General features: G+C 35.7%; 1 protein-coding gene and 2 pseudogenes. All 3 read right to left on the bottom strand.

Translation table 11 applies throughout. The features are described 5' to 3' along the window. Positions 1-140: pseudogene (locus tag C1642_RS19320) on the bottom strand (hypothetical protein); the annotation flags it as partial. Positions 141-341: 201 nt separating this feature from the next. Further along, entirely contained in the window at positions 342-1,508 is a 1,167-nt protein-coding gene (locus C1642_RS12820; protein ID WP_213064277.1) for an MFS transporter, read from the bottom strand. Positions 1,509-1,793: 285 nt separating this feature from the next. Further along, positions 1,794-2,042, bottom strand: a pseudogene (locus C1642_RS12815) (hypothetical protein); the annotation flags it as partial.

The following is a 2,042-nucleotide window of genomic DNA, read 5'->3' as shown; positions in this document are numbered from 1 at the left end:
GGAATCTCCATTCCCCATAATCCCATAATTTCAGGACGCGTAACAATACGTATAGCATTAGGATTACTTGCAGTGCGAACAGGTTGTGCTGTTGGCTGTTGAGTCACTGTCTCAGCCATAGCAAAACCAGAACAAGCCAATAATAATCCCATAATATAAATATTTTTCATAGATTTATTAATCATTAAACGCATGGGTTTAAGTTAGCACATTTTTTTAGAAAAACATTGTTTCATAACCATATAAAAACAATATTTTTCAACCGTAACGAACCGATACTTCTCATCAAACAATTTCTATCTTTAACTCGGTATTCCTAACAATTTTTATCACTATTTAATCTAAGAAACTGACTTTTCGATTCGTTTAGGCAACCAATAGACAAAGCACAAACCCAATAGAACCACTAAAGCAGCGATCATAAAAATATGCTCGCCCGTAAGAATTTTCCAGTAATGACCAGCCAAAATGCTCCCAAACGCCACTCCAAGCCCCCACATGGTGCTATAAAAAGCCTGACCTCGACCTTGTTGCCCTATTGAAAAGTTTTGAAAGATAAGCCGCATTGCGATGAGATGAAATAAGCCAAAACTAAAGGCGTGTAGGCACTGTGCAAATAGCTGACCTATGAAATAGTGAGAGAAAATAGCAACTAATAACCAGCGTATACTTGTCAAAATCAAACATACTGCTACAAGGCTACGCCAAGAAAAATATTTAAAAAACGTAGTTGCATATGCAAACATCATAATTTCAGAAACCACGCCCATAGCCCATAAAAAGCCAATTTCCGTTGTACTAAAATTTAACGATTTCAGAAAATTGCTATAGAAGCTATAAAAAGGTGCATGTGAAAAAAGAAGAATAAACTCAATTGTGAAAAAAGCAGCAACTTCAGGACGTTTCAGCACAGGCAATAAAGGTTCTAAATGCTTTTGTGAAGTTGGGGCCCCTTCTGGTTCACGTATCGTAAATGCCCAAATAAATGCTAAGGAGGCAATGATAAGCAATAATATAGGCAACATTGAAATCGGAATGATTTCTAAAATTGCCCCTATTGTAAATACACCTACAATAAACCCAACTGATCCCCATTTTCGAATCTTGCCATAAAGTTTCGCCCTTTGGTCTCCTAACCAAAATAAAGTTACTCCTTCAAATTGAGCTAAAATAGCATTTTGGAAAAAACTAAAAATAAGCATCAATAAAGCAACTGACTGAAAAGTATTAGGAATTATAAAAATAGCCAACCATATACATGCCTCCATCCATGTGGCAATCCGCACTAATAGCATTCTTTTACCGGATTTATCGGCGATCCAGCCCCAAACCAAAGGGGCAAAGAAGCGCGTCACAATAGCAATAGAAGATAAAATACCTATCTCTTGATAATTAAATCCCTGATCTTGGAGATATAAATTCCAATACGGCATAAATGTGCCAACAATGGAATAATAAAAGAAGTAGAATCCGCCTAATCTGGTTTGGATTGTAAATGGTTGGAACAAGACTTAAACCTTTGTACTTTCAATAGGTTAAAAATTTCAGATAGCTGTATATGAATGTATTCATTTACTCACACTTATAGGATGCATGTTTTTAAGCCCCATACATATCAACTTACTGACTTTCGTAATTCTATCATTTTCCCACAGATGCAAATAATGTATTAAATGAAATACTTCAGGTTATTAGTTTATAGATGGGCTGGATTTAAAGTATTAAAAAAGCCTATTCATATATGAATAGGCTTTTTAGTTTTTATCAATTATTCGTCTTACTATGAATACAAGTTATGCTAACTTCTTTGCTTCTAAGTAGTGAATATCAGCAATTTGTGCATCCCAAAACTCATTCCATAAAGCACAATAATCCATACAAAGCGTTGTTAAGCTCTCATAGTCTTCTTTAGTTATTGCTTGCGCTAACGCAAACCAGAGATCATCTTCATGATCATCATCTGCTGCTTCTGAGGTTTCGTCAGTAGATACCCCATGAACATGGTAATAGCCACCACCTTCGACATCTACACCAATAGCCTT

The sequence above is a fragment of the Acinetobacter sp. AKBS16 genome, assembly GCF_002899995.1.
Taxonomy (GTDB): domain Bacteria; phylum Pseudomonadota; class Gammaproteobacteria; order Pseudomonadales; family Moraxellaceae; genus Acinetobacter; species Acinetobacter baumannii.
This window is presented reverse-complemented; position numbering and strand designations above follow the sequence as displayed.